This window comes from Brevundimonas sp. UBA5936 (assembly GCA_002430835.1).
Classification (GTDB): Bacteria; Pseudomonadota; Alphaproteobacteria; order Caulobacterales; family Caulobacteraceae; genus Brevundimonas.
Map to the genome: position 1 here is coordinate 16,703 of DJDA01000030.1, position 834 is coordinate 17,536.

The following is an 834-nucleotide window of genomic DNA, read 5'->3' on the forward strand; positions in this document are numbered from 1 at the left end:
GGCGTCCAGCCGCGCCTTCATCGCCTCCACCACCTCGCGCATGTGCACGACCTCGGCGTCGTAGTTGCGCTCGCGCCGGGCGCCGGCGCCGCCGTGAAGGATGAGGGCGGGTTTCGCCATGATCGTCTCCTCAGAACCCATTCGACCTCTTTGCATCAGGCCGCAGGCTGATTAGCGTCGCCGGCGTGTCGGCGCCATGGCCGATGGGGGATAGCTGAAAAGAGTTCCTATGCGTGCAGTCCTGTCCAAGGCCCCCGGCGGCCCGGAATCGCTCGTCGTCGAGGAGGTCATGGACCCCACGCCCGGTCCAGGCGAGGTGGTGATCGAGGTCAAGGCCGTGGGCGTCAACTATCCCGACGCCCTGATCATCGCCGACAAATACCAGTTCAAACCCGAGCGCCCCTTCGCGCCGGGGGCCGAGGTCGCGGGCGTGGTCGACGCCGTCGGCGAGGGGGTGAAGGGCGTGTTCCGGGGCGACCGCGTCGTCGCCGTCCCCGGCTGGGGCGGCATGGTCGAGCGGTTGAAGGTTCGGGCCGACAGCCTGATCCCCATTCCCGACGGCATGGACTATGAGACCGCCGCCGCCTTCATCATGACCTACGGCACCAGCTACTACGCTCTGAAGGACCGGGCGCAGCTTCAGCCGGGCGAGACCCTGCTGGTGCTGGGCGCGGCGGGCGGCGTCGGGGCGGCCGCCGGCGTGCTTGGTAAGGCGATGGGCCGGCTCGTGGTTGCCGCCGCCTCTAGCAACGACGAGGTCGATTTCGCGCTCGCGCAGGGCGGTGATAACGGCCAGTTTTACCCTTCCGCTTAGCTGGATAAGGAGGCACAGAA

General features: G+C 68.1%; 1 pseudogene. It reads left to right on the forward strand.

Annotated features, from left to right (window positions below):
- Positions 1-229: 229 nt before the first annotated feature.
- A pseudogene (locus B2Y21_RS02795) lies at positions 230-805 on the forward strand (alcohol dehydrogenase catalytic domain-containing protein); the annotation flags it as partial.
- Between the last annotated feature and the right edge of the window lie 29 nt (positions 806-834).